Source organism: Rhizobium sp. 9140, assembly GCF_900067135.1.
Lineage (GTDB): Bacteria > Pseudomonadota > Alphaproteobacteria > Rhizobiales > Rhizobiaceae > Ferranicluibacter.
Genome location: NZ_FJUR01000001.1, coordinates 3090997 through 3110921, shown reverse-complemented (window position 1 = coordinate 3110921; position 19925 = coordinate 3090997). Strand labels below are relative to the sequence as shown.

20 protein-coding genes are annotated in these 19925 nt (G+C 62.1%); 11 read left to right on the top strand and 9 right to left on the bottom strand.

Going from position 1 to position 19925, the window contains the following annotated elements:
* Positions 1-85: 85 nt before the first annotated feature.
* The 5 genes from mmsA to GA0004734_RS14575 all read left to right on the top strand — a co-directional run bounded on the left by mmsA (position 86) and on the right by GA0004734_RS14575 (position 4631).
* Positions 86-1621 carry a multiple monosaccharide ABC transporter ATP-binding protein gene (gene mmsA / locus GA0004734_RS14595; RefSeq protein ID WP_092934820.1) on the top strand — a complete coding sequence of 512 codons (1536 nt, stop codon included), beginning with the start codon at positions 86-88 and terminating at the stop codon, positions 1619-1621.
* The gene (gene mmsB / locus GA0004734_RS14590; RefSeq protein WP_092934818.1) at positions 1621-2829 is read left to right on the top strand and encodes a multiple monosaccharide ABC transporter permease; all 1209 of its coding nucleotides are present in this window, start codon (positions 1621-1623) and stop codon (positions 2827-2829) included. The genes mmsA and mmsB overlap by 1 nt, the downstream gene beginning before the upstream one ends.
* A gap of 97 nt (positions 2830-2926) precedes the next feature.
* Positions 2927-3919 (top strand): AraD1 family protein, encoded by a 993-nt coding sequence (gene araD1 / locus GA0004734_RS14585; protein ID WP_092934816.1) that lies wholly within the window; start codon positions 2927-2929, stop codon positions 3917-3919.
* 57 nt (positions 3920-3976) lie between these two features.
* Positions 3977-4222, top strand: coding sequence for a type II toxin-antitoxin system Phd/YefM family antitoxin (locus GA0004734_RS14580; RefSeq protein WP_139056277.1), 246 nt, complete (start codon positions 3977-3979; stop codon positions 4220-4222).
* A complete protein-coding gene (locus GA0004734_RS14575) occupies positions 4188-4631 on the top strand; it encodes a type II toxin-antitoxin system VapC family toxin (protein WP_245292427.1) in 444 nt (147 codons plus the stop codon). Before GA0004734_RS14580 ends, GA0004734_RS14575 begins: the two co-directional genes overlap by 35 nt.
* A 143-nt stretch (positions 4632-4774) precedes the next feature.
* On the opposite strand, the gene GA0004734_RS14570 is transcribed toward GA0004734_RS14575, so the two are convergent.
* The 5 genes from GA0004734_RS14570 to mnmD form a co-directional block, all read right to left on the bottom strand.
* On the bottom strand, positions 4775-5593 hold the full coding sequence (locus tag GA0004734_RS14570; RefSeq protein ID WP_092934814.1) for a transglutaminase family protein: 819 nt from the start codon (positions 5591-5593) through the stop codon (positions 4775-4777).
* Between the two features lie 19 nt (positions 5594-5612).
* Positions 5613-6551, bottom strand: a complete 939-nt coding sequence (locus GA0004734_RS14565) for an alpha-E domain-containing protein (RefSeq protein WP_092934812.1) — start codon at positions 6549-6551, stop codon at positions 5613-5615.
* A gap of 5 nt (positions 6552-6556) precedes the next feature.
* Complete coding sequence (locus GA0004734_RS14560) at positions 6557-7951, bottom strand: circularly permuted type 2 ATP-grasp protein (protein WP_175386500.1); 1395 nt, start codon at positions 7949-7951, stop codon at positions 6557-6559.
* Positions 7952-8260: 309 nt separating this feature from the next.
* A complete protein-coding gene (locus GA0004734_RS14555) occupies positions 8261-9817 on the bottom strand; it encodes a DEAD/DEAH box helicase (RefSeq protein ID WP_175386375.1) in 1557 nt (518 codons plus the stop codon).
* 292 nt (positions 9818-10109) lie between these two features.
* Positions 10110-10883 carry a tRNA (5-methylaminomethyl-2-thiouridine)(34)-methyltransferase MnmD gene (gene mnmD / locus GA0004734_RS14550; protein ID WP_092934806.1) on the bottom strand — a complete coding sequence of 258 codons (774 nt, stop codon included), beginning with the start codon at positions 10881-10883 and terminating at the stop codon, positions 10110-10112.
* 38 nt (positions 10884-10921) lie between these two features.
* Here mnmD and GA0004734_RS14545 point away from each other — a divergent pair, with 38 nt between their 5' ends.
* On the top strand, positions 10922-12085 hold the full coding sequence (locus GA0004734_RS14545) for an NAD(P)/FAD-dependent oxidoreductase (RefSeq protein WP_092934803.1): 1164 nt from the start codon (positions 10922-10924) through the stop codon (positions 12083-12085).
* Between the two features lie 52 nt (positions 12086-12137).
* On the opposite strand, the gene GA0004734_RS14540 is transcribed toward GA0004734_RS14545, so the two are convergent.
* Positions 12138-12491, bottom strand: a complete 354-nt coding sequence (locus tag GA0004734_RS14540; RefSeq protein ID WP_092936323.1) for a PRC-barrel domain-containing protein — start codon at positions 12489-12491, stop codon at positions 12138-12140.
* 219 nt (positions 12492-12710) lie between these two features.
* Between GA0004734_RS14540 and GA0004734_RS14535 the strand changes: the two genes are divergently transcribed.
* From GA0004734_RS14535 to uraH, 5 genes are all read left to right on the top strand, one after another.
* On the top strand, positions 12711-13517 hold the full coding sequence (locus tag GA0004734_RS14535; protein ID WP_092934801.1) for a DUF1045 domain-containing protein: 807 nt from the start codon (positions 12711-12713) through the stop codon (positions 13515-13517).
* Between the two features lie 138 nt (positions 13518-13655).
* Positions 13656-14582: an allantoinase PuuE gene (puuE, locus tag GA0004734_RS14530; protein WP_092934799.1), complete on the top strand. Its 927-nt coding sequence runs from the start codon at positions 13656-13658 to the stop codon at positions 14580-14582.
* Positions 14579-15097: a 2-oxo-4-hydroxy-4-carboxy-5-ureidoimidazoline decarboxylase gene (uraD, locus tag GA0004734_RS14525; protein WP_092934797.1), complete on the top strand. Its 519-nt coding sequence runs from the start codon at positions 14579-14581 to the stop codon at positions 15095-15097. The genes puuE and uraD overlap by 4 nt, the downstream gene beginning before the upstream one ends.
* Positions 15094-15600: an ureidoglycolate lyase gene (locus GA0004734_RS14520; RefSeq protein ID WP_092934795.1), complete on the top strand. Its 507-nt coding sequence runs from the start codon at positions 15094-15096 to the stop codon at positions 15598-15600. Before uraD ends, GA0004734_RS14520 begins: the two co-directional genes overlap by 4 nt.
* A gap of 58 nt (positions 15601-15658) precedes the next feature.
* Positions 15659-16021 (top strand): hydroxyisourate hydrolase, encoded by a 363-nt coding sequence (gene uraH, locus GA0004734_RS14515; RefSeq protein ID WP_092936322.1) that lies wholly within the window; start codon positions 15659-15661, stop codon positions 16019-16021.
* Positions 16022-16083: 62 nt separating this feature from the next.
* Here uraH and GA0004734_RS14510 read toward each other — a convergent pair whose 3' ends face one another.
* From GA0004734_RS14510 to GA0004734_RS14500, 3 genes are all read right to left on the bottom strand, one after another.
* Complete coding sequence (locus tag GA0004734_RS14510) at positions 16084-17217, bottom strand: alpha-hydroxy acid oxidase (protein WP_092934793.1); 1134 nt, start codon at positions 17215-17217, stop codon at positions 16084-16086.
* A gap of 95 nt (positions 17218-17312) precedes the next feature.
* Positions 17313-18623: a guanine deaminase gene (gene guaD, locus GA0004734_RS14505; RefSeq protein WP_092934791.1), complete on the bottom strand. Its 1311-nt coding sequence runs from the start codon at positions 18621-18623 to the stop codon at positions 17313-17315.
* Positions 18620-19846: a urate hydroxylase PuuD gene (locus tag GA0004734_RS14500; RefSeq protein ID WP_092934789.1), complete on the bottom strand. Its 1227-nt coding sequence runs from the start codon at positions 19844-19846 to the stop codon at positions 18620-18622. Before GA0004734_RS14500 ends, guaD begins: the two co-directional genes overlap by 4 nt.
* Positions 19847-19925: the final 79 nt, after the last annotated feature.

The following is a 19925-nucleotide window of genomic DNA, read 5'->3' as shown; positions in this document are numbered from 1 at the left end:
TCGCGGACCCTTTTGGCATATGGGGAGCCTGACCCTCGGCCGGTCCCACCTCATCACACGACGGACGGCCACTGGAACGCCTGACATGGACAAATACATTCTCGAAATGCGGGGCATCACCAAGACGTTTCCCGGCGTGAAAGCGCTCGACAACGTCAATCTCAAGGTTCGCGAGGGCGAGATCCACGCGCTCGTTGGTGAGAACGGTGCCGGCAAATCGACCCTGATGAAGGTTCTGAGCGGTGTCTATCCCGCCGGCAGCTATGATGGCGATATCGTTTATGACGGCACGGTTCGCCAGTTCAAGGATATCACCGACAGCGAGCATCTCGGTATCATCATCATCCACCAGGAACTGGCGCTCGTTCCGCTGCTCTCGATCGGGGAAAACATCTTCCTCGGCAACGAGGTGGCGACCAAGGGCGTCATCGACTGGAAGGAAACATTCGCTCGGACGCGCGAGCTTCTCGCCAAGGTCGGCCTGAAGGAATCTCCCGCGACGCTGATCACCGACATCGGCGTCGGCAAGCAGCAGCTGGTGGAAATCGCCAAGGCGCTGTCGAAGAAGGTACGCCTGCTGATCCTCGACGAGCCGACCGCGTCGCTCAACGAGACGGATTCGGCAGCCCTGCTTCACCTGCTGATGGAATTCCGCAAGCAGGGCATGACCTCGATCATCATTTCGCACAAGCTGAACGAGATCAAGACGGTCGCCGACAAGATCACCATCCTGCGCGATGGCGGCACGGTGGAAACGCTCGACTGCCACAACGAGGATATCGGCGAGGACCGTATCATCAAGGGCATGGTCGGGCGCGATATGGACGACCGCTATCCGCCGCGCGATCCGAAGATCGGCAACACGCTGCTGGAAGTGAAGAACTGGAACGTCTATCACCAGCACCACCGCGACCGGCAGTTCCTGCATGACGTGAATTTCACGGTTCGCGCCGGCGAAGTCGTCGGCATCGCTGGCCTGATGGGCGCTGGTCGCACCGAAACGGCGATGAGCATCTTCGGTCGTTCCTGGGGCCACAAGATCACCGGCGATGTGATGATGCATGGCAAGCCGGTCGACGTCAGCACCATCCAGAAGGCCATCGAAGCCGGTCTTGCCTATGTCACCGAGGACCGCAAGCATCTGGGTCTCGTGCTGAACAACAACATCATGCACAATACGACGCTCGCCAATCTGCCGGCTGTTGCCAATGGCGGCGTGATCGACGGGCATCGCGAGCGCGAGGTCGCCACCGACTATCGCAAGCGCCTGCGCATCCGCTCGCACTCGATCTATCAGGAAACGGTCAATCTTTCGGGCGGCAACCAGCAGAAGGTCGTGCTGTCCAAGTGGCTGTTCACCAATCCCGAAATCCTCATCCTCGACGAGCCGACACGCGGTATCGACGTCGGTGCGAAATACGAAATCTATTCCATCATCAACCAGCTGGCCGCCGAGGGCAAAGGCATTCTCATGATCTCGTCCGAGATGCCCGAGCTTCTGGGAACCTGCGATCGCATCTACGTCATGAACGAAGGTCGCATCGTCGCGGAGCTTCCCAAGGGTGAAGCCAGCCAGGAATCCATCATGCGAGCCATCATGCGCTCCGGGGAGAAGCACTAATGGTCCTTGAAACCAGCGCACCAACAGCAAAGCCGTCCGTCGGCGCCTATCTGAAAGCCAACATCCGCGAATACGGCCTTCTGGTCGCACTCGTCGTCATCATGTTGTTCTTCCAGTTTGTCACCGGTGGCGTGCTGTTCCGCCCCGTCAACATCACCAACCTGATCCTGCAGAACTCGTTCATCGTCATCATGGCGCTGGGCATGCTGCTGATCATCGTCGCCGGCCATATCGACCTCTCGGTCGGCTCGATCGTTGCCTTTACCGGCGGCTTGTCGGCCGTGATGATGGTGAAATGGGGCATTCACTATTCGCTCGTAGTGCCGCTCTGCCTGGTCCTTGGCGGTCTCGTCGGCGCAGCGCAGGGATACTGGGTCGCCTACCAGAAGATCCCGTCCTTCATCGTGACGCTGGCCGGCATGCTCGTCTTCCGCGGCCTGACCTATCTCATCCTCCAGAACCGCCCGATCGGTCCTTTCCCCAAGGAATTCCAGATCCTGTCAACGGGTTTCGTTCCGGACCTGCTCTATTTCGCAAATCCGAACCCGGAGATCGTCACCAACCTCTTCGCGCTGGTTGCTGTTATCGTCCTCGTCGGTCTCGCCGTCTATTTCGGCATGAAGGACCGCCGCAACAACGACAAGCATGGCACGGAGAACGAGCCTTTCGTGTTCTTCGCCATCCAGATGGCCATCATCGGCGTCGTCGCGATCTTCCTCGGCTTCCAGCTTTCGACCTATCGCGGCTTCCCCAACGTGCTGATCGTCATGGCGCTTCTGATCGCGCTCTACACCTTCGTCACCACGCGTTCGACCATCGGCCGGCGTATCTACGCCATGGGCGGTAACGAGAAGGCCGCTAAGCTTTCGGGTATCAACACCGAGCGCCTGACCTTCCTGACCTTCGTCAACATGGGCGTTCTCGCCGCTCTTGCCGGCATGATCATCGCGGCCCGCCTGAACTCGGCAACGCCGAAGGCCGGCGTCGGCTTCGAGCTCGACGTCATCGCGGCCTGCTTCATCGGCGGCGCATCCGCTTCGGGCGGCGTCGGCAAGATCACCGGTGCGGTCATCGGCGCGTTCATCATGGGCGTCATGAACAACGGCATGTCGATCATGGGTCTCGGCATCGACTACCAGCAGCTGGTCAAGGGCCTGGTTCTGCTCGCTGCCGTGTTCTTCGACGTCTACAACAAGAACAAGGGCTGATCGTCGCCTGAAAAGGTCACGTTCACGTCGTTGAGATCGCGCCGCCGTCCGACACGCTCGGATGGCGGCGTTCGCATTTGAAACGGGAGAGAATACTATGCTGATGTCGCAGATCCGCAATGAGGACGGTCCGATCACGGTCGCGGTTCGCGAGGAAGGCGAGCCGGCCCGTGCCGTTCGCGGTGCGTTGAGCGTCTATGATCTTGCGATGGAGGCTGCAAACTCCGGCCGAACGCTTGGCGATGTCGTGACGGCGCGGGGCGTGGCGGGTGTGGTCGATCTTCAGGCAGCCTATGCGGAAGGCCGGTTCCTGCCGCCGATCACCCATCCCGATCCGGCGCATCTCCACCTGACCGGCACGGGCCTCACCCATCTCGGCTCCGCTGCCACCCGCGATGCGATGCATACCTCGGCAACGACCGACGAAGCGGCGATGACGGATTCCATGAAGATGTTCCGAATGGGGCTGGAAGGCGGCAAGCCGAAGCCGGGCGAGACGGGCGTTCAGCCGGAATGGTTCTACAAGGGCAACGGCCTGCAACTCGCGTCACCGAGCGGCGATCTCGTCTCGCCCGCCTTCGCCGCCGATGGCGGGGAGGAGCCCGAAATCGCCGGGATCTACATCATCGCAGACAACGGCCAGCCCTTCCGGCTCGGCTTTGCCGTTGCCAACGAGTTTTCCGACCATGTCACCGAGCGGGTCAACTACCTCTTCCTCGCGCACTCCAAGCTGCGCCCCGCCAGCTTCGGCCCGGAGATCCGCATCGGCAATGCCCCGCGGGATATCCGGGGCACCTCCCGCATCCTGCGCAACGGCGCCGTCCTCTGGGAAAAGCCCTTCCTCTCCGGTGAAGCCAACATGTCCCACAGCTTCGCCAACCTCGAATATCACCACTTCAAATACAGCCTGTTCCGTGCGCCGGGCGATGTGCACGTGCATATGTTCGGCACGGCGACGCTGTCGTTCGGAGATGGTGTGCGGGCCGAGGCGGGCGATGTGTTCGAGATGGAGGCTGCTGGGTTCGGGCTGCCGCTGAGGAACCGGCTGGTCGCGGGGGCTGAGGTGGTTGTGAGGGTGGGGGTGTTGTGAGGACTTGTGCCTTATCGGCGAAGGTCTTATCTTTTCCTCCTGAACCGGAGATGTGCCATGAACGTTCGGCATGTGGGTACTGTTGAATTTGAAGCGACGTGCATGACCATCATCGACCGTATGAAGGATGATGGGGAGGCTGTGATCGTCACCAAGGATGGCGAACCCGTAGCGCTGGTAACCCCGCTTTCCCCATCAAATGGTCGTCGGAGTGTGATCGGCGCTCTCAAGACGCCAGCTTATAGCTTTGCGGATCCATTCGGTTCGGTTGTCGAGCCTGGAGATTGGACCGCACTGTCTTGATGGTGCTGGTACGCATGTCCTCGTCTGGGCCATTCAGGACGATCCCAAGCTGAAGCGCGAGGCAAGAACGCTTCTTGACACGGCGACGGCACAAGGCCGGGTGCTTATCCCTGCGATCAGTTTATGGGAAATTGCAATGCTCGTGGAAAAGGGCCGTATTGTTCTCGGCATCGATGTCAGTCGATGGATAGAGCAGGTCACTGCGTTGCCGGGCATTGAGATTGCGCCGCTTACCGGTCCGATCTCCGTCGAGAGTGTCCGGTTGCCTGGAACCTTCCACGCAGACCCGGCCGACCGGATGATTGTCGCGACGGCCCGTCATCATGCTTTGCCGTTGATGACGGCGGATAAAGCGATTTTGGCCTACAGCGCGGCCGGGCATATCGATACAATTCCGGCATTGCGCTGACATTGCTCTGCGTGCTGCTTAAGCATTGGACGCGAGAGTTGTGATCGGCTCTATCCGGTTGCCGAGAGGTCGCTGACATATCTTCGGACATAGCCTGGTTCGTCGCAGCCTCTCGGATAACCGGACATTCCGAGCTTCGACCCTCAACTCTGACTCTGGCTCTGCCCCTGCTGTTCCACCGTTAACGCCACCGTCAGCGTTTCGTTCGCGGCCCCGTGGACCAGTCCCGAGATCGGGGCTGCATCGCGGTAGTCCAGGCCGGTGGCGATGCGGACGTAGCGTTCGTCGGGGCAGACGTCGTTGGCTGCGTCGAAGCCGACCCAGCCGAGGCCGGGAAGGTGGGCTTCGGCCCAGGCATGGGTGGCGGTCTGCTCGATGCGGTCGTCCATCATCAGATAGCCGGAGACGTAGCGGGAGGGCAGGCCGACCGAGCGGGCGCAGGCGATGAAGATGTGGGCGTGGTCCTGACAGACGCCGATACCGCGGGTCAGCGCCTCGTCCGCCGTCGTTTCCGTGCCGGTCGATCCCGGCTCGAAGGCGACGGCCTGGTGGATCGCGCCCATGAGGTTGTGCATCTGCGCGAGGACACCGTCGCCGGATTGGGACTTGGCGAGATCGCGGATCTGCTTCGTCCGCTTGGTCAGCGGTGTGTCGCGCTGGAAGAGCCAGAGCGGGATGTAGGACTGGTGTGGCCCGAATACCCCGGCGCGATCCTCCGTCTCGACCTCGCCGCGCGCCACGATGCGCATGCGGATCTGGTCTCCCATGACGCTGACGAGGGTGACGCGGTTGGCGAAATGATCCTCGTAACCGACCTCCACCTTCGCGCCTTCCACCGATGTCTCCCAGTTCAGAACGGTCTGTCCCGGCTGGGTGAAGGGCGTGAGGCGGAGCCGTTGCAGCGAGTAGCTGACCGGCTCCGCATAGCTGTATTCGGTCGTATGGGTGATTTTCAGTCGCATGCGCCTGATATGTCCTTGTTCAATAGAACCGGTAGCCGTCGGAGATTTCTTGGCTCAGACGATTGTTCTGGATGATGAACGTCTCGATATACTCGTGCAGGCCCTGATCCATCACGTCCTTGATCGAGCAGTTCCGCAGCGATTTCAGCGTGTTCCCAGACGTTTCATGCGCGCTGTGCCGCTCGCCGTATTCCCGTTCGAGATAACCGAGATTGCTGTTGATCTTGTCGTAGCAATAGGCGAGCGAGCGCGGCATGCGACCGTTAAGGATGAGGAAATCGGCGATGTTCGCCGCCTTGTATTCCGCCTCGTACACCCAGCCATAGCTGCGATGGGCCGAGACGGAGCGCAGGATCGACTCCCATTGCACGTTGTCGATGGCGGTACCCACTTGCGAGACGGCCGGCAGCAGGACGTAGTATTTCACGTCGAGAATGCGGGCGGTGTTATCGGCGCGCTCGATGAAGGTGCCGATGCGCGAGAAGTTGAACAGGTCGTTCCGCAGCATCGTGCCGTGGAACGCACCACGGATGAGGCCCGTTTTGCGCTTGATGGCGTCGATGACCTCCGGCAGGTCGGCGGCCTTCACACGGCGGGCGAGCATGGATTTGAGATCGAGATAACACTCATTGACCGCCTCCCATGTTTCGCGCGTCAGGGCGGTGCGCACCATGCGGGCATTGCTGCGGGCGGCTTCGATACAGGACAGCACGCTCGACGGATTGGTCGTCTCGCGCAGCAGGAAATCGACGGCGTCGGCGCTGGTCGCGCTTTCGTAGCGTTGTTCGTAAATGTCGATGACGCCCGAGCTCTGAAGCACGCTTTCCCAGTTGTCTTCGCCGAGATGCGAGCGGGTGAGGGACATGCGCAGTCCGGCATCCACGAGGCGGGCGCTGTTTTCGGCCCGCTCGATATAGCGGAACATCCAGTAAAGGCCGTTTGCGGTTCTTCCAAGCATGCCGGTCAGTCCTCCAGTACCCAAGTGTCCTTCGTGCCGCCACCCTGGCTGGAATTCACCACCAGAGAGCCGGCCTTCAGGGCCACGCGGGTCAAGCCGCCGGGAATGATCTGCACCTTGTCGGACACCAGCACATAAGGTCGGAGATCGACATGGCGCGGCGCGATGCCCTTGTTGACCATGATCGGTACGGTCGAGAGGGATAAGGTCGGCTGGGCGATGTAGTTGCTCGGACGCGTCTTCAGCTTGTCGGCAAACAGCGCACGTTCTTTCTTGGAGGCCGTCGGGCCGACCAGCATGCCGTAGCCGCCGGAGCCGTGGACCTCTTTCACGACAAGGTCGGCGAGGTTGTCGAGCACATATTGCAGGCTCGAAGGCTCGGAACATCGCCATGTCGGCACGTTCTCGAGCAGCGCCTTCTGGCCTGTGTAGAACTCCACGATCTCGGGCATGTAGGAGTAGATCGCCTTGTCGTCGCAAATCCCGGTGCCGGGGGCGTTGGCGATGGTGATGTTGCCGGCGCGGTAGACATCCATGATGCCGGGAATGCCAAGCGCGGATTCCGGCTTGAAGGTCAGAGGATCGAGGTAATCGTCGTCCACACGGCGGTAGAGCACGTCGATCGCCTCGTAGCCGCGCGTGGTGCGCATGCGCACCTTGCCGTCGATGACGCGAAGGTCCGAGCCTTCGACCAGCTCGACGCCCATCATGTCCGCGAGGAAGGCGTGTTCGTAATAGGCGGAATTGTAGATGCCCGGCGTGAGCACGGCGACGCGGGGCTTGCCCTCGCAGCCGGGAGGCGCCACGGCGGCCAGCGAATGGCGCAGCAGATAGGGGTAGTTTTCCACCGGCTGGACGCGGTTCTGGTAGAACAGCTCGGGGAACATCTGCATCATCGTTTCGCGGTTTTCGAGCATGTAGCTGACGCCGGAAGGCGTGCGTGCATTGTCCTCGAGAACGTAGAATTGGTCTTCGCCGGTGCGCACGATATCGGTGCCGACGATGTGGGTGTAGACCCCGCCCGGCGGCCGCATGCCGACCATCTGCGGCAGAAAGGCGTCGTTCTTCTCGATCAGCTCGCGCGGAATGCGGCCGGCCTTGATGATTTCCTGCTTGTGGTAGATGTCGTCAAGAAAGGCGTTGAGCGCCAGCACGCGCTGCTCGATGCCCTGCGCAAGGCGGCGCCATTCACGCGCGGAGATGATGCGCGGGATGATGTCGAACGGGATGAGCTTTTCGGCGCTGTCGGCATGACCGTACACGGCAAAGGTGATGCCGGTCTTGCGGAAGATGTTCTCGGCCTCTTTCGACTTGGCGATCAGGCGGGCTCTGTCCTGGTTGGCATACCACTCGTTATATGTCGTGTAAGGCGGTCGCGGAGTGTTGTCCGCATTCATCATTTCATCGAATGCCAACGGCTTGGTCCCCTTTTTAAGCCATTTGATTACAAGCGCTTTGGCAATGCAAGAAGCATGCTCGTTTCAGACAGAAAGAAATTTTCACCCGTTCTGGCTGTCCCCTCAAGGGGTGACATGGCTTTCGCGTGCGGAATGGCAAGGCGCGTTTCATCTGGACGCGCTGCATTTTCGCGCAACATCTTCGCAACTGCTTATTGAATAAGCGTATGCCTTCGGTGCGCTGGGGCCTTGCAAACAAAAACGGCGGAACTTTTGGTCCCGCCGTTTTTCCTTACTCATTGGCCAGCGTGATTACGCTTCTTCGCGGCGCGAGCCTTCGCGGCGCTGGGCTGCCTGTGCGCCCGGGCTACCGGCTGCCGGGCGAGGGCCGCGGCTGGAGGTGCGGGGTGCGCCGCCCGGGCGGCCGTTCCGGTTGCCGTTGCGCTTGGCAAGGGCTGCCTGATGGGCGGCCTGTGCGGCAGGACCCTGGCCCTTGCGGTGCTCGCGGCGCGCGCTGTCGTCACCGGCCAGCAGGTCGTCGCCTGCAAACGGGCTCGGTGCCTGTGCCACGCGGGCCGGGCGGTTGTTCTCGCCGCCACGGTTCTCGTTGCGACCGTCATTGCGCCCCTGGCCACCGCGGTTCTCGCCACGGCCCTGGCCGTTGCGACCTTCATTGTTGCTGCCACGGCCGCCATTGCCGCGCGCATTGCGGGCTGCCGGTGCGCGGGAGATGTTGGCCGGCGCTTCGCCGCTGGCGACCGTTATGGTCATGCCCATCAGCTTCTCGATGTCGCGCAGCAGGCGAGCTTCGTCCGGTGCGCAGAAGGCGATGGCGATGCCGTCGCGGCCGGCACGAGCCGTACGGCCGATGCGGTGAACATAGGCTTCGGCGACTTCCGGCAGATCGTAGTTGTAGACATGGGTGATGCCGGGAATGTCGATGCCGCGTGCGGCGACGTCGGTGGCGACCAGAACCTTGATCTCGCCGTCACGGAAGGCCTTGAGGGCGCGCTCGCGCTGGCCCTGGCTCTTGTTGCCGTGGATGGAGGCTGCGGAATAACCGACCGATTCCAGATGCTTCATCAGCTTTTCGGCGCCATGCTTGGTGCGCGAGAAGACGATGGCGCGGCCATCGGGGTTTGCCGTCAGCGACTGCTTCAGCAGCGTGACCTTGCCGTCCTTGCCGTTGACGAAATGCACGAACTGCTCGATCTTGTCGGCAGCCTTGCCGGCTGTTGCCACTTCGACGCGCTTCGGGTCGGTCAGGTAGTCGCCGGCCAGATCCGCGATCGCCTTCGGCATGGTTGCCGAGAACAGCAGGGTCTGGCGGTTCTTAGGAACGAGCTTGGAGATTTTGCGCAGGTCGTGGATGAAGCCGAGGTCCAGCATCTGGTCGGCTTCGTCGAGCACGAGATAGCGCGCGGTGGTCAGCGTCACGGCCTTGCGGTTGAGAAGGTCGAGCAGGCGGCCGGGGGTGGCGACGAGGATCTCGACACCGCGTTCCAGCTGCTGGGTTTGCTTGTTGATGGAGGCGCCGCCGACGACGAGGCCGATGCGCAGCGGGCTCTTCTTGACGAAGACCTTCAGGTTGGCGGCGATCTGGTTCACCAGTTCGCGGGTCGGGGCGAGGATCAGGGCGCGCACGTTGCGCGGATCGGCGCGCTTGCCATCGGCGAGCATGCGCTCGATCATCGGCAGGCCGAACGCAGCGGTCTTGCCGGTGCCGGTCTGTGCGAGGCCAATGAGGTCATGACCTGCGAGAACGAGCGGAATGGCTTCGGCCTGAATCGGCGTCGGCACGGTGAAACCTTCAAGGGTAAGGTTCGCAACCATCTGCTCGGAGAGGCCAAGGGAAGAAAAATTGGTCAAAGGTATGCCTTTCGGGGCGCCAAACGACAGGGACCGGAACAACGCTTCTTTGCGGTTCCGGGTCATCTGGTTTCAAGAACCCCGCGTGAAATGGGATCTTGGTGGGTTGAAAAAGCTGTCTGCGCTGCGGGTGCCGAATATGGCACGGTCTCATGGGTGCGCTTGGCCTTCGCGACGGAATGACAAAATCCGCTGGGCACGCTCACGCGGCGGCCGGAAGGTGACGCTGGCCCTCATGTCGTTGTTTCCCGGCCGAAAGTCAAGCTGTCTTTTCGCATGTGCGAACGGACCATCATTCGTACAGGGTGCGTGCAAGCTCCGTTGGCTTGGTGCCGCACAACATTTCCCGCTTGCCGGCAAAGCCCTTGCGGCGCTCCACCACGAAGCCCGCTGACTGCAGATTGCGGCGCACGAAACCGGCGGCGGCGTAGGTGGCAAACGTGCCGGCTGGCGCCGTGCGGTCGTGCACCGCTGCCATGAGCGCCTGCGACCACATGTCGGGATTGCGCGAGGGTGCGAAGCCGTCGAGGTACCAGGCGTCGATCGTGCCGGCATAGGCTGCAACGCCGTCGATGGCCGGGCCGCAGACGATGGTGAGCGTGATGTCGTTTGCGAGGTCGAGACGGACGCTGCCGGACAGCGTCTGCGGCCATGCGGCAACCAGCCCGTTGCGCTCGTCCGTGATCTCGGGCCAGGCGGAGAGGGCGCGCGCGATGTCTGTAGCCTGCATCGGGAAACGCTCGAACGAGGTGAAGGCGAAGCGGGCGTCGGCCGGTTTCTCAGCCATCTTCCATTGCCGCCATGTTTCGCAGAAATTGAGACCGGTGCCGAAACCGAGTTCGCCTATGGAGATGTCCTGCCTGTCGCGCCAACGATCCGGCAGGCCATTACCGTTCAGGAAGACATGACCGCATTCCAGCCGTCCATCCGTGCGGCAATAAAAATGATCGTCAAATTCAACGGAATACGGCATATCGCCGGTATGCCAGTCGAGTGTCTGGCGGTCCGGCGCCTGATGGTTCGGCGTCGGGGCTTCAACGGCTTTCGTCGGGTGGCTTTCGGTCATGGACAAGCGATAATGAGCCCTTTGGGCAAGGTCAATCGATGGCGGATGTTAAGACGGATCTGGTCGTCATCGGCGGGGGCATCATGGGCCTCTGGGCGGCGCTTCATGCGGCGCGCGCGGGGCTTGAGGTGCTGCTCGTGGAGCGGGCGACGATCGGGGCAGGCGCGAGCGGCGGGCTGCTCGGCGCGCTGATGCCGCACACGCCGGACCGCTGGAACGACAAGAAGCAGTTCCAGTTCGATGCGTTGGTTTCGCTGGAGGGCGAGATCCGACGGATGGAGGCCGAGACCGGTCTTTCCGCAGGATACCGGCGAACGGGCCGGCTCATTCCGCTCGCAAAGCCGCATTTACGACAGATCGCGCTGCGGCAGGTGGCGGATGCAGATGTGAACTGGCGAAGCGGCGAGCGCCGCTTTGCCTGGAGCGTTCTGGATACCGCACCGGATGGCCTTTTCTCGTCGGATGTCGTCGCGCACGGAGCCGTTTTCGATCGACTGGCCGCACGTGTTTCGCCGCGCGGATTCCTGAGCCTGTTGACGTCCGTACTCTCTGGTATGCCCAATGTGACCATCCGCGAGGGTTGCGCCGTACGCGAAATTGATCCGCGTCAGGGGCGGGTGGTTATCGCCGAAGGAACCGTGGTCCATGCCGGCCATATCGTGCTGGCGGCGGGCGTCGATAGCTTTCCACTCATCGACGGCTTGCCGACGTTGGCTGGCGGAGTGGCAAGGCCGGGGAGCGGCACGGGCGTCAAGGGGCAGGCGGCGCGGCTGGCGGTCGATCTCGATCCCGCGCTGCCGATCCTTTATTCGGACGGCATCTACGTCATCGCGCATGACGCGGGCGGCGTTGCGATCGGCAGCACCAGCGAGGTAGATTATGCCGATCCGTTTTCGACCGACTATCGGCTCGACGATCTGCTCGTCAAAGCGGAGAGGCTGGTCCCGGAACTGGCGGGCGCGCCGATCCTCGAGCGTTGGGCGGGCCTGCGTCCGAGGGCGATCGGACGGGATCCGATGGCCGGGCCGCATCCGGATCATTCCCGCCTGCATCTCCTGACCGGCGGCTTTAAGATCAGCTTCGGCATCGCACATCGTCTGGCACAGGCCGTGGTGGAGGGGATCACCGCACACGCGGGCGATGGAAACGGGGGTATCGTACTGCCTCAATCATTCCGATGCGAAAGCCATCTTTCTCCCTGAAAGAAGGGCGCTGCCTCCCGGCGCGCCCTTCATCGTCGTATTTCACGCACAGCTACATCCAGTAGGGCGGCACACCGTAATAATCGTAGACAAGGCGACCGTTTTCGCGGTTCCAGTCATATTCGTCGTCGCTGCGATACTTCGGAGCTTTCTCGACCTGCTCGCGGGTCAACTGTGTCCTGTAGCCGCCAAGCTCTTCATCATAGCTGAGCTTCGTCCACGGGATCGGGTAATGATCTTCGCCAATGCCAAGAAATCCACCGAAGCCGAGCACTGCGTAGGCGACCTGACCGCTGCGCTTGCCGATGATCAAGCGTTCGATCGAGCCGATCCGCTTGCCGTCTGCTCCGTAGACGCGCGTTCCTTCAACCTTGTCACTGGCAATAAGATCATGAGTCTCGACGATGCTGGCGTCCTGAAGCTTCTGGCCGTCCCCCGGATGATCGGGGCTGTCGCCGTGCAGATTGGGGTTGTGATAGGTCACGTTCCTTCTCCTCTTCTGGCTTGATGGTCTTAAAACGTGCGAATGGCCGTCCGGGTTCCGTTGTTTTCGATGCACATTGAGGCTGTCTTCGTCAGGCTGTCATGCAAATCACGTAGCGCAGGGGGCAAATCGAGGTTTGCCATGCGCTACGCCATTTGCTTCACCCCGCCGATCCATGATCCGCTCTCCGTTGCCGCAGCCGAATGGCTGGGGCGAAACGTCTATTCCGGTGACCTTTGCGAGCAACTGTCGGTGGCAGGATGCAGCGCGCAGGATGTCGCCTTCTACACCGCCGTGCCGCGTCGCTACGGCTTCCACGGGTCGATCAAGGCGCCATTTCCTCTGGCGCCGGACCGGACCGAATCAGCACTTCTGAAGGCGATGATGCGGTTTGCCGGCGATATCACCCCGTTCGAGATTCCGGATCTCGAGGTCTCCTGGCTCGGCAGCGCTTTCGGGCTCAGCCCGCGCGTGCCTTGCGAGCCGATGACGCATCTCGCGGCACGGGTCGTCCAGGCCTTCGATGAGTTCCGTGCGCCCTTTACCGAGCAGGATATTGAGCGGCTTGATTCCGACAAGCTGACGGCACCGCAGTTTTCGAACCTGCACCGCTGGGGACATCCTTTCGTCATGGACGAATTCCGGTTCCACATGATGCTGACCGGACCCATGACGGCTGCCATGCGCGCGAAGATGGAAGGGCCGTTGCGGGCGCATTTCGAGCCCCTGCTCGCGCAACCGGTAAAGGTGGCGAGCCTTGCGCTGTTCATCGAGCCCGGGGCGGGCGCGCCGCTGCGCGTGCATTCCCAGCACCCTCTCGGCAAGCTTTCGGCACATAAGCCGACGGCGCGCTTTGCCGTGCCTTCCGATCCCACCGCCTCGGCGGCGACGCCTGCGCGTGAGGTGCAGATGGCGCAGGCCATGCGGCGGCTGACGACGAGCGCCTGATCACCGGCGCTGGAGACAGGCGCATCCGACCGACGTTCGAGCCGTGAAGGCCTCTCCGATTTCGGCTGTCGATATCGCTCTTTATGCCTCGACTTTCCTGCCTCGGATGGTACCGTTTGGCGACAAAGAGGGGTGACTATGGATTTTTCGACACCGCGCGATCTCGTCGGCTACGGCCGTCATCTGCCGGAGGTTCAATGGCCCGGCGAGGCCAGGATCGCCGTTCAATTCGTCGTCAACTACGAGGAAGGCGGCGAGAGCACGATCATGGACGGCGAGAAGGCCTCCGAATCGCTGCTGTCGGAGATCGTCGGCGCGCAGCCCTGGCCCGGGCAGCGCAATCTGAACATGGAATCGATCTATGAATACGGCTCGCGCGCGGGCTTCTGGCGGCTGTGGCGCCTGTTCACAAGCCGCAACGTGCCGGTAACGGTCTATGGTGTGACGCTGGCGATGGCGCGTAACCCGGACGCGGTTGCCGCCATGAAGGAAGCCGACTGGGAAATTGCCAGCCACGGTTATCGCTGGCTGGAATACAAGGACTTTACCGAGGAGGAGGAGCGCCGCCACATCACGGATGCGGTGCGGCTGCACACGGAACTCACCGGCTCGCATCCGCTCGGTCTCTATCAGGGCAAGCCTTCCGACAACACGCTGAAGCTGGTCATCGAGGAAGGCGGCTTCCTCTATTCCTCTGACAGCTATGCCGACGAGTTGCCCTATTGGGTGCCCGGCAAGACGCCGGAGACGCCGCATCTCATCATTCCCTACACGCTCGATGCCAACGACATGCGGTTCGCCACGCCACAGGGGTTCAATTCCGGCGACCAGTTTTTCACCTATCTCAAGGACACGTTCGACGTGCTCTATGAGGAGGGTGCCGAGGGGAGCCCGAAAATGATGAATATCGGCCTTCACTGCCGTCTCGTCGGGAGACCCGGGCGGGCAGCGGCGCTGGCACGTTTCGTCGATTACGTGCTGTCCAAGGATAAGGTTTGGATCGCCAAACGGATCGACATCGCCCACCACTGGCATGCACATCACAAGCCGGAGGCTGGCCTATGAGCATTGCGAAGGACAGCGCCGAGGGCCAGGCGTTTATCGGCCGGTTCGGAGGTATCTTCGAGCATTCCCCATGGGTCGCCGAAGAGGCACTCGAAGGGTTGCCGGACGGGCCGCCGACGGCCTCAACCGTGCATACGGCGATGGTGAGGGCTTTCCGGGCCGCCTCGGACGAGAGGCGGCTTCAGGTCCTGCGCGCGCATCCCGATCTGGCCGGCCGTCTGGCCATTGCCGGCGACCTGACAGCCGACAGCAAGGCTGAACAGGCCTCGGCCGGTCTCGATCGTTTGACGCCGGAGGAGCATGAGCGCTTCACCACCTGCAACGCGATCTATACCGACAAGTTCGGCTTTCCCTTCATCATCGCCGTGCGCGGCAAGACGAAGGAGGATATTCTCGCGGCGTTCGAGGCGCGTCTGGACAATACGCCGGACGAGGAATTCGCGACAGCCACCGCCGAGGTGGAGACGATCGCGCGGCTGCGGCTCGACGCTCTTCTTCCGGGATCGGCCGCATGAGCGGGCTCGTCCTGCCCATCGAGCCGCTGACAACGGAGGCCTTCGCGCCTTTCGGCAGTGTCATCGAGGCCGATCCCGCAACGATGCGGCTCATCAATGGCGGCACGACGGAGCGGTTTCATGCGCTCGCAAGGGCCGAAGCTGCCGGCGAGGACGCGCGCGTCGTCATCAACATCTTCCGAGGACAGCCACGGCTGTTTCCCTATGCCGTCGATATGATGGAGCGGCACCCCTGGGGCTCGCAGAGCTTCGTTCCGCTCGATAACCGGTCCTGGCTGGCGGTCGTGGCGGAAGACGAGGGCGGGTTGCCCGGTCGTCCGCGCGTGTTTGCCTGCTCGGGGCGTCAGGGTGTGCAGTACGGCCGCAATGTCTGGCACCACCCGCTGATCGCCGTCGGCGCGGTCAGCGATTTTCTGGTGGTCGATCGCGAGGGCGGCGAGCATAATCTGGAAGAGGTCTTTTTCGAGACCGCTTTTACGATCGCAGCATCTTCGATTTCCTGATCTTTCTGTTCACCAATCCCATCGGCATTCAGCCGGTCGGTTCTGAAAAGAGGTAATGATGACCGCCACCGGCCGCTTGACCACCCATGTTCTCGATGCGGCGCTGGGCCGGCCGGCCGCCGGCATGCAGGTCGCGCTTTTCCACATCGAAGGCGAGGCGCGGACGCTCTTGAAGATCGTGGCGACGAACAGTGACGGACGGGTGGACGCGCCGCTTCTCGAGGGCGAGGCCCTTGTGCGCGGGACCTATGAACTCGTCTTCCACGCCGGTGACTATCTCAAAGCGAGCGGAACGTCGCTCTCCGATCCGCCGTTTCTCGACATCATTCCTCTGCGCTTCGGCATTGCCGACCCAGCGGCGCATTACCATGTGCCGCTGCTGCTTTCGCCCTACAGCTACTCGACCTATCGCGGAAGCTGACCGGCCTTCGTATTCTGCATGTCGTTATCGCAAAACCGCCGCGCACTTTTGCGCGACAGGCTTCAGGTATCGAGGATATCCCTGTTGACGTCGAGGATGTCGCGCTTGCCGCAGAGCGCCATGGTGATGTCGAGTTCCTTGCGCAGGATGTCGAGCGCCAGCAGTACGCCGGTCTTGCCGCCGGCGCCCAGACCGTAAAGAAACGGGCGGCCGATATAGGTGCCGCGCGCGCCGAGGGCCACGGCCTTGAGGATATCCTGTCCCGAGCGGATGCCGCCGTCTATATGGATTTCGATGTCGCCGCCGACCGCATCGACGATGCGGGGCAGCATTGAAATCGAGGACGCCGCGCCATCGAGTTGCCGTCCGCCATGGTTGGAAACGATGATCGCATCCGCGCCGGTCTTTGCCGCCATGCGGGCATCTTCCGGATCGAGGATGCCCTTCAGAATCAGCGGACCGCCCCAGAGCTGTTTGATCCAGGCGACGTCGTCCCAGGAAAGTTTCGGGTCGAATTGCTCGGCCGTCCAGGCGGACAGGGAGGAGAGATCCGAGACGTTCTTGGCGTGACCGACGATATTGCCGAAGCCGCGCCGCTGGGTTTGCAGCATTTTCAGGCACCAGCCAGGGCGCGTTGCCATCTGCCAGATATGTTTCGGCGTGAATTTCGGCGGCGCCGAGAGACCGTTGCGCAGATCCTTGTGACGCTGCCCGAGGATCTGCAGGTCGAGCGTCAGCACCAGCGCCGAGCATTTCGCAGCCTTGGCGCGCTCGATGAGATTGCGGACGAAATCCCGGTCCTTCATCACGTAGAGCTGGAACCAGAACGGTTTGGTCGTCACCGAGGCCACGTCCTCGATCGAGCAGATGCTCATGGTCGAAAGCGTGAACGGCACGCCGAACTCTTCCGCTGCCTGTGCCGCCAGCATCTCGCCATCGGCATGCTGCATGCCGGTCAAGCCCGTTGGGGAGAGGGCGACCGGCATCGAGACCTTTTGCCCGATCATGGTGGTGGCCAGCGAGCGGTTGGTCATATCGACCAGCACACGCTGGCGCAGCTTGATCGTGTGGTAGTCCGCCTCGTTGGCGCGATAGGTGCCTTCGGTCCAGGCGCCACTATCGGCGTAGTCGAAGAACATTTTCGGCACGCGGCGCTTGGCCAGAGCTTTGAGGTCGCTGATTTCGAGGGACGGCATGGGCAAGCTCCGCAGTGGGGTGTCGCTTTCCTCCTATCACGCGGGAGCGCTGTCGTTAAGCGGTTGCGGTCCATCTGGTCAATAAAATTGACCAGTCAACGCAATGTGCTTTTTGCCGCGCGCCCGGCAATGTAGGTTTCCACCACGGCGCGGTCGTCGCCCATGGTCTGGAGCAGGAACAGTTCGTCGGACAGGGAGGTGACGACCTCGGCTTTCAGCGTCATGGCCGGCGTTGCCGCCATGTCGAGCACGATGAGGTCGGCGTCGGTTCCCGCCTCCAGCGTGCCGATGCGCTCCGACAGGGACAGGGCCTCGGCATTGCCGAGCGTCAGGTAGTAATAGCTGTCGAACGGGTTCAGCCGCTCGCCCAGCAATTGCTGGATCTTGTAGGCCTCGTCCATGGTGCGCAGCATAGAATAGCTCGATCCCCCGCCGATATCGGAGGCGACCGAAATGCGCACAGGTTTTTCCCGCCGCTCCAGTTCCTTCAGGGGAAACAGGCCGGAGCCGAGGAAAAGGTTGGATGTGGGACAGTGCACGGCGATGGAGCCTGTCTCGCTCATCGCATCCCGCTCGCGCTGCGACAGGTGAATGGCGTGACCGAACAGGGATTTCTGTCCCATCAGGCCGTAGTTTGCATAGACGTCGGTGTAATCGGCAGCGTTCGGGTAGAGCGAGAGGGTATAATCGATCTCGTCGCGGTTTTCGGACAGATGCGTCTGGATGTGCAGGTCCGGGAATTCGGCGGCGAGCGCTTGTGCGGCCGACATCTGCTCCGGCGTCGAGGTGATGGCAAAGCGGGGCGTGATGGCGACGTGGTTTCGGCCCTTGCCGTGCCATTGGGCGATGACGGCGCGGGTCTCGTCATAGCCCATCTCGGGCGTGTCGAGCAGGCCCTGTGGGGCATTGCGGTCCATCATCACCTTGCCGGCGACCATGCGCATGTCGCGCTTCATCGCTTCCGCGAAAAACGCATCGGCTGAGGTCTTGTGGACGGAGCAATAGGCGACCGCCGTCGTCGTGCCGTGGCGGATCATCTCGTCGAAGAAATGCACCGCGATGCGCTCCGCATGCGCTGTTTCCACAAAGCGGCATTCTTCCGGGAAGGTGTAGGTGTTCAGCCATTCCAGCAAGTTGGCAGCGTAGGAGCCGATGACCTGCATTTGCGGAAAATGGACATGGGTATCGATGAAACCGGGAAGGATGAGGTGTGGCCTGTGGTCTATCTCGATGACATCTTCCGGTGCCTGCTCGCGAACGGTCGCATAGGCTCCGTTCGCAACGATCAGGTCATCGCGCAGCAGCAGGGCGCCGTCGGTTTCGTAGATATAGGCCTGTGCGTCGTCCATCGACAAAGGGCGGCGGCGGAATGTCAGCGTGCGGCCGCGAAGAAGCGTAGATGTCATCGTGTGGTGGTTCCCGCGGCGCTTTCGAACCAGGCGGCGATCAGCGCCCGTTCGTCGGCCGTCATGTCGGTGAGGTTGCCGGGCGGCATGGCGTGGCTGCGGCCGGCCTGAAGGTAGATCTCGCGGGCATGGGCTGCGATCTCGCCGTCATTCTCCAGCATCACGCCCTTCGGCGCCCGCACGAGACCCTCATAGACCGGTTCGGCGGCATGACACATGGAGCAGCGGGTCGAGACCGTGTCGCGTACGGCGGGAAAATGGGCGTTCTCGGCGAAGCGGGTGAAGGCGGGTGAGACGGCGGCCGTGCCGGGCAGTTTCGGCGCCGTCGAGAGCCACATGATGAGGATGAAGAGAAGGACCGTAACGAGCCACGTCCATGTCGGGCGGCCCTTGCGGGCATGTGTGGTGTTGAACCAGTGGCGGATGGTGACGCCCATGAGGAAGACGAGCGCCGCGATGATCCAGCTATAGGCCGTGGCGAAAGCCAGCGGGTAGTGGTTCGACAGCATGAAGAAGATGACCGGCAGCGTCAGGTAGTTGTTGTGCAGCGAGCGCTGCTTGGCGATCGCGCCATATTTCGGATCTGGCGTGCGCCCGGCGATCAGGTCCGCCACCACGATGCGCTGGTTGGGCATGATGATGAAGAAGACGTTGGCCGACATGATGGTGGCGGTGAACGCGCCGAGATGGAGGAAGGCGGCGCGACCGGTAAAGATCTGCGTGTAGCCCCAGGCCATGGCCACCAGCGCCACATAGAGCAGGCCCATCAGCGTCCAGGTGTTCTTGCCGAGGGGCGACTTGCAGAGCAGGTCGTAGAAGAGCCAGCCGATGCCGAGCGATGCGAGCGACAGGAGGATCGCGGTGGTGGAGGAGATATCGAGCACATGGCGATCGACGAGGAACAGGTCCGCACCGCCGTAATAGACCAGACAGAGGAGGGCGAAGCCCGACAGCCAGGTGGTGTAGGCCTCCCATTTGAACCAGGTCAGGTGCTCCGGCATCATGGCCGGGGCAACGAGGTATTTCTGGATATGGTAGAACCCGCCGCCATGGACCTGCCATTCCTCGCCATAGGCCCCGACCGGCAGATGCGGCCGCTTGACCAGTCCGAGATCGAGCGCGATGAAATAGAAGGAGGACCCGATCCAGGCGATCGCTGTGATCACGTGCAGCCAGCGCACGGCGAAGGCCAGCCACTCCCAGACGATCGCGTATTCGTACATTCCTGTCCCCTTTCATGCCCCCCGCCTGTCACATTGCGAGAATTTTCAGGGCGAGGGAAGGGGCGCTTTCTCAAAGATC

Excerpts from the sequence above, each read along its gene's own strand:
- mmsA (WP_092934820.1), top strand. The coding sequence starts at position 86 with ATGGACAAATACATTCTCGAAATGCGGGGCATCACCAAGACGTTTCCC.
- mmsB (WP_092934818.1), top strand. The coding sequence starts at position 1,621 with ATGGTCCTTGAAACCAGCGCACCAACAGCAAAGCCGTCCGTCGGCGCC.
- araD1 (WP_092934816.1), top strand. The coding sequence starts at position 2,927 with ATGCTGATGTCGCAGATCCGCAATGAGGACGGTCCGATCACGGTCGCG.
- GA0004734_RS14580 (WP_139056277.1), top strand. The coding sequence starts at position 3,977 with ATGAACGTTCGGCATGTGGGTACTGTTGAATTTGAAGCGACGTGCATG.
- GA0004734_RS14570 (WP_092934814.1), bottom strand. The coding sequence starts at position 5,593 with ATGCGACTGAAAATCACCCATACGACCGAATACAGCTATGCGGAGCCG.
- GA0004734_RS14565 (WP_092934812.1), bottom strand. The coding sequence starts at position 6,551 with ATGCTTGGAAGAACCGCAAACGGCCTTTACTGGATGTTCCGCTATATC.
- GA0004734_RS14560 (WP_175386500.1), bottom strand. The coding sequence starts at position 7,951 with ATGATGAATGCGGACAACACTCCGCGACCGCCTTACACGACATATAAC.
- mnmD (WP_092934806.1), bottom strand. The coding sequence starts at position 10,883 with ATGACCGAAAGCCACCCGACGAAAGCCGTTGAAGCCCCGACGCCGAAC.
- GA0004734_RS14545 (WP_092934803.1), top strand. The coding sequence starts at position 10,922 with ATGGCGGATGTTAAGACGGATCTGGTCGTCATCGGCGGGGGCATCATG.
- GA0004734_RS14535 (WP_092934801.1), top strand. The coding sequence starts at position 12,711 with ATGCGCTACGCCATTTGCTTCACCCCGCCGATCCATGATCCGCTCTCC.
- puuE (WP_092934799.1), top strand. The coding sequence starts at position 13,656 with ATGGATTTTTCGACACCGCGCGATCTCGTCGGCTACGGCCGTCATCTG.
- uraD (WP_092934797.1), top strand. The coding sequence starts at position 14,579 with ATGAGCATTGCGAAGGACAGCGCCGAGGGCCAGGCGTTTATCGGCCGG.
- GA0004734_RS14520 (WP_092934795.1), top strand. The coding sequence starts at position 15,094 with ATGAGCGGGCTCGTCCTGCCCATCGAGCCGCTGACAACGGAGGCCTTC.
- uraH (WP_092936322.1), top strand. The coding sequence starts at position 15,659 with ATGACCGCCACCGGCCGCTTGACCACCCATGTTCTCGATGCGGCGCTG.
- GA0004734_RS14510 (WP_092934793.1), bottom strand. The coding sequence starts at position 17,217 with ATGCCGTCCCTCGAAATCAGCGACCTCAAAGCTCTGGCCAAGCGCCGC.
- guaD (WP_092934791.1), bottom strand. The coding sequence starts at position 18,623 with ATGACATCTACGCTTCTTCGCGGCCGCACGCTGACATTCCGCCGCCGC.
- GA0004734_RS14500 (WP_092934789.1), bottom strand. The coding sequence starts at position 19,846 with ATGTACGAATACGCGATCGTCTGGGAGTGGCTGGCCTTCGCCGTGCGC.